Source organism: Coleofasciculus sp. (assembly GCF_046539235.1).
Classification (GTDB): Bacteria; Cyanobacteriota; Cyanobacteriia; order Cyanobacteriales; family Coleofasciculaceae; genus Coleofasciculus.
Window position 1 is genome coordinate 1 of sequence record NZ_JBKHHI010000448.1, and the last position, 5,135, is coordinate 5,135.

The 5,135-nt window shown below is 45.7% G+C and carries 4 protein-coding genes; 2 read left to right on the plus strand and 2 right to left on the minus strand.

Annotated features, from left to right (window positions below):
• Both ACLFWI_RS26430 and ACLFWI_RS26435 read left to right on the plus strand, forming a co-directional pair.
• A partial coding sequence (locus ACLFWI_RS26430; protein ID WP_446415396.1) for a PEP-CTERM sorting domain-containing protein occupies positions 1–235 on the plus strand: 235 nt, incomplete at its 5' end.
• A 339-nt stretch (positions 236–574) separates the two neighbouring features.
• Entirely contained in the window at positions 575–1,372 is a 798-nt protein-coding gene (locus tag ACLFWI_RS26435; protein ID WP_446408679.1) for a PEP-CTERM sorting domain-containing protein, read from the plus strand.
• A gap of 102 nt (positions 1,373–1,474) precedes the next feature.
• Here ACLFWI_RS26435 and ACLFWI_RS26440 read toward each other — a convergent pair whose 3' ends face one another.
• A complete protein-coding gene (locus tag ACLFWI_RS26440) occupies positions 1,475–3,532 on the minus strand; it encodes a PAS domain-containing protein (protein WP_446415397.1) in 2,058 nt (685 codons plus the stop codon).
• 709 nt (positions 3,533–4,241) lie between these two features.
• Positions 4,242–5,099 carry a ribosome biogenesis GTPase YlqF gene (gene ylqF, locus ACLFWI_RS26445; RefSeq protein ID WP_446408677.1) on the minus strand — a complete coding sequence of 286 codons (858 nt, stop codon included), beginning with the start codon at positions 5,097–5,099 and terminating at the stop codon, positions 4,242–4,244.
• Positions 5,100–5,135: the final 36 nt, after the last annotated feature.

The window sequence follows — 5,135 nt, forward strand, 5'->3', positions numbered from 1 at the left end:
TCTAGCCAATCTTCCCTTAGCACCGGGTCAAAGTCCAGCGGAAAGTAACCTGCTCTCAACAATCAATCAAAAGGGTTTCTTAGATGTTTTTGTCCAAGACGATACATCAGTGGACTATATCAAATTAACGGTTTCTGACGTCCCTGAACCTCTAACGATTCTCGGTTCAGCTACAGCTCTAGGTTTTGGTGCTTTATTCAAGCGGCAACAGTCGAGGAAGCAGAAGAAAAGCTGAGGCAAACAATTAACCCGCTTGAGCAATCGCCGTCTCCGTATAGTAGGCATTGTCTATCTAATTGTTAGATGAAATAAATGCAATTTTAATAGAAAATGCCTACTCGCATCAATAGTACACATAATTATTGTTAGTCTGACATTTTTATGTAGGGACACGGCAATGCCGTGTCCCTACGAAATCTTGTTTGTTCAACGATATCTTCAACCCTTTGGGGTTTTATGTCAAGGTTTGTAACGATTTTGCTGGGATTGCGAAACTTTGATAAATACCACCGAAATATCAACAGAAGATTACCAAATCAATCAACTCAACTTGAATTTAGGAGAAATTTGAACAATGACTAATATCTACCAAAAATTAGCCCTTGCCACGGCTGGCACAGTTTTAGGTTTGGCTGCGGTTGGAGTTCATCCAGCTCAGGCAGTGGTTATATATTCAGTCGATCTGAAAAATCCGTCTTATGAACTCCCTCCCAACCCATTTATTAGTTTCAAAGATACACCCAACGATTCAAATAATGATAGTTGGTTAGAGACGGTTCTAAAAATTAATCTCGATCCCGCCAACGGATTTGATGTCGCTAAATTTATGGTTGAATACGACGACACTCCTCAAGGGTGGACAGTCAACATTGGTGACTCAATTACAAACAATGGCTATGATGGTGATGGATCTAGCCAGTATAATGACGCAGAAATGCAAATTTTGAATACACAACTGACTGTCTATGGTAATGACAAAGCTAATGAGTTAGGGATAGAACCTCTACAACAGGTGAACAATTTTGTCACTGATGGCTCTACTGTTGCATTCGAGGTTCGTAATGAATACCTGGGATGGGATAACAACAGTGGAATATCCGACAGTCTGAATTCACCTTATCTCTACGCTTTAAATGGTCAGCCTGATAGCCAAGGTCCAGTCAACTATGATATCTATGCTGGTTTTAACCGAGTGATTAGTAGTAGCCGGAAAGGATCGGGAGTGTCTAAGGTGACAGTTTGTTTGGAATCATCTAGTGATCCTGGTTGCTTTGAAGAGAAAAATGTTCCTGAACCGACTTCAATATTGGGGCTGAGTATTTTTGCTATCGCTGGCTGGTTCACTAAAAAGAAGCTAACTTCATCTTACTAAATCCCACTTTTGCTAGGACGTATCTGTAGTTTTGATTTATTTAGAACCCCGATTTCTTCAAGAAGTCGGGGTTATGCTCAGGAGGCAGGAGAATGGTAAGCGTTAATCCTCTATCTGTTTATATTCAGTGATATCGACGCTACAACCAATCAACCGATAAGGCTTATCCTTAGCATCTCGCACCGCTACACCACGGGAAAGAAACCAGCGAATCGTGCCATCTTTTTGCACCATCCGGTGTTCCATGCCATAGTGAGTTGTTGACCCGTCTAAATGAGCATTGATTTCATTTTCAACCTGTTGGCGATCATCAGGATGAATCAGGTCTAACCAAGCTGCTTTAGTATTGATAATCTCGTTATCTTCATAGCGCAGCATGGTTTTCAAATTAGACGCCAGGTAGAATTCATCATTCTCCAGATTCCAATCCCAAATCCCCACGTTACCCGCTTTTAAGGCGATCGCTTGGCGTTCCTCACGGCTGCGAAGATTGGCAACCATTTGCTCCTGTTTCGCCAATTGCTCTTGTAGCAAGGTATTCGCTTGAGATAGTTGAGCGGTGCGTTCCTGATCGCGTTTAGCTGAAGCGGTTTCTAGCTGCTTGCGCTGGCTAATATCTCGCTCGATCGCCATCCAGTGGGTATATTCTCCATTTTCATCAACCACGGGGACAATATTCAGTTCTACCCAAAACTCGGAACCATCTTTGCGATAGTTGATCAATTCCGCCCGCACGGGTTCCCATCGGCATAGGGTATCACGAATTTTATCGGCTTGGACGCGATCGGTTTTGGGACCTTGTAAGAATCGCGGTGTTTTGCCAATCACTTCCTCCGGAGTGTACCCTGTCATCCGAGTAAAGCCCTGGTTGACATAAACGATCCGCGGACCGGGTTTATCAATGGGTTGGGCTTCGGTGATCACGATCGCATCATTGGCATTGAATACCGCTGACTCTAATAACCGCAACCGTTCCTCAGCTTGTTTGCGTTTGGTAATATCCCGCACAAAACTCAGCGACACTAAGCGATCGCGGTACTCAATTACCCGAGAACTAATTTCCACCTGCACCGCAGAACCATCTTTACGCCGCAGTGCATGTTCAAAAATAATACTACCCGTTGCTTGCATCCGTTGACTGATTGTCCGTTGGCGATCCTCCCCAATCGGCACATCTATATCGCGAGTCTTCAGATTCAGCAATTCTTTGCGGGTATATCCCAGTCGTCTAGAGGCATTCTGATTAGCATCTAAAATACGACTGGTGGATAGATCAATAATGAAAATGGAATCATTGGCGTATTCAAATAAGTGACGGTAATTCGCTTCCGATTCCCGCAGGGATTCTTCAACTCGTTTGCGTTCAGTAATGTCTCTAGCCGTACATATCACCGCTTCCACACTATGGTGGTTACCCAGAATCGGACTTAGGATGTACTCGTAATGACGCACACCCCCAAGGGTTGGGTAACTGATTTCATCGGTCAAAGGGCGTCGAGTGGCGAAGACAACTTCCCGTTGGTTATTAAATAGTTCAAATCCCTCAGGTGGTAGGTTTAACTGCTGCACCGTTTTGCCCAAAATTTCAGCTTGGGACAAGCCAAATAGTTGCGCGATCGCCAGATTGACGTAGGTAAATCGTCCCATGCGATCCAAGACACAGATGGGATCAGGAGACGCTGAGAGAACTTGGTCAAAGATTCGCGCTTGCTGCTGAATCCGCGTCGTCAGTTCCCGCAGTTCTGACTCATCCTGTTCCTGGGCAATGATCGGATAATTCAGGTCGAGTTGGCTTACTTGGCTAGGACTGTTCCAGGCTTGATCTGTATCCCCAATTTGATGATGATTAATCGTTCCGGTTACCAACGTGCCAGGAATGGCTGGCTGAACCGCTTGATAGGGTTGATTCGCTGTCTGAGTTTCTTGTGTGAGTTGATTAAGCTGTTCTTTTAACTGCTGGTATTTTTTGTCTAATGTAGTGAGTTGTTCCTGAAGTTCCTCAATCGTTGTTGAGTGCGATTGATCAAGCGGGAAACCAAATGCCTGCTTGAGTGCCTCAATCACAACCGCCGTCCGATCCCGACCTGATGCCTCAGCCCGAGAGCGAATTTCCTGACTTAGTTGTTCTGGAAGTCTAAACGTCGCTATTTTACTGACCATTTTTTAGTCGATTTAAATTATTGAGTTTACCGTTGTACAAGGACGGGACGCTGAATTTCTACTGTTGATTGAGAAATCTTCGCGTTAGCTGATTGTACAAATGTCGTGGGTTAAACTCCTTAAATTCCCAAAACCGCTTTTTATTTTGATTCGGAGTGGTCGAGCTAACCAGGATTGCCCATTCCTTCCACTATAGCCGTTCCCGGCATCTGTGGTATTACAGTATTACACCATTACCAGAGTTGATCACTCTCCGAGTTAACTGAGACGATACACCTGAAAGGATTGGCGAGGGTAGATGCTTTCGGTACTGTTCTAAAAAAACAGGACTTACGCTTTTGTGCTACCGATATCCTGTTTGGCTTGTATGCAGGATTCATCGTTAACCCTCTAAGCGAGGTTGTGCGTAAGTCCTGATCATGGGTTTCGGTGCTCTTGTTCAATTTTCTTTCCTCCGTCTATTAAGTTGCCTCAGCAATATGTCTTAAATCTTTACGTTAATTAACGTAATAATTTGTCACAGTTTTTCACTGAACTGTTACCCAGCGAACAGGAAAAACGCCCGCGCTGGGCGCTTGTCTAGGGTGCATTTACTATATCTTAGTTTAGTCGATGAGGGGTATTACCCCCCACCCCTGAGTAAAACAACATAAATTCATTAATGTTTCCGACGAACCATGGCAATGTAGAGACGCGCCATGGCGCGTCTCTACGAGGGTGGCAATTCCAGTGCGATCGCGCCGAGTAGTCCTTTGCGAAAATCATTCAATAACTGTCGGGCAGCACGCTCCCCGTCCCCTTGGTAGCGCGTCTGTGCCAAGTCTTGTAAGTAGGATTCACCCGTGATCCCCGTTGGGTCTACATCATAACGGTTGTGTAAGGAAGACGTGGATGTGCGATCGGCTGTAGCAAGATCCGGCAATCGTTTTAGCAAATCCACAAACCCAGAAGCAACCCGCTGATTATCGTAAGACGCCTCACCAATGTCATCACAGATGGCTAATTTTATAGCATCCTCTTGATTTTGTAGCTTGGCGGGAATAACACCGGGCGCATCCAACAGTTCAATCTGATCGCTAATCCGCACCCACCGCAATTGACGGGTGACACCCGGACGACGAGCGCTGTCCACCACACGCCGCCCCAAAAGTCGATTAATCAGAGCTGATTTACCCACATTGGGGAAACCAATCACTACCGCACGAACCGGACGAGGCTGCATCCCGCGATTTTTGCGCCGTTGATTCATCTGTACTCCGGTTTGCTGGGCGGCTTGGGCTACCTCTCGAATCCCTTTCCCCTGCTGGGCATTTGTCCAGTAAGGCGTTTCTCCTTGCTCTTGAAACCAGGATGTCCACAACTGCTGCATCTTGGGTGTAATCAGATCCATGCGGTTGATCACTAAGATTCGGCTTTTATTCCCCACCCACTCAGCGGTTTGCGGATGATGAGTGGTAAGAGGAATCCGCGCATCCCGGACTTCGAGCACCACATCCACTCGTTTGAGCTGTTCCTTGAGTTGCCGTTCGGCTTTAGCAATATGTCCGGGATACCATTGAATGGTCATGGTTCATGGTTCATTGGTCATTGGTCATTGGTCATT

What these genes read in the sequence shown, in the direction of transcription:
- ACLFWI_RS26440 (WP_446415397.1), bottom strand. Translation starts at nt 3,532, where the DNA reads ATGGTCAGTAAAATAGCGACGTTTAGACTTCCAGAACAACTAAGTCAG.
- ACLFWI_RS26435 (WP_446408679.1), top strand. Translation starts at nt 575, where the DNA reads ATGACTAATATCTACCAAAAATTAGCCCTTGCCACGGCTGGCACAGTT.
- ylqF (WP_446408677.1), bottom strand. Translation starts at nt 5,099, where the DNA reads ATGACCATTCAATGGTATCCCGGACATATTGCTAAAGCCGAACGGCAA.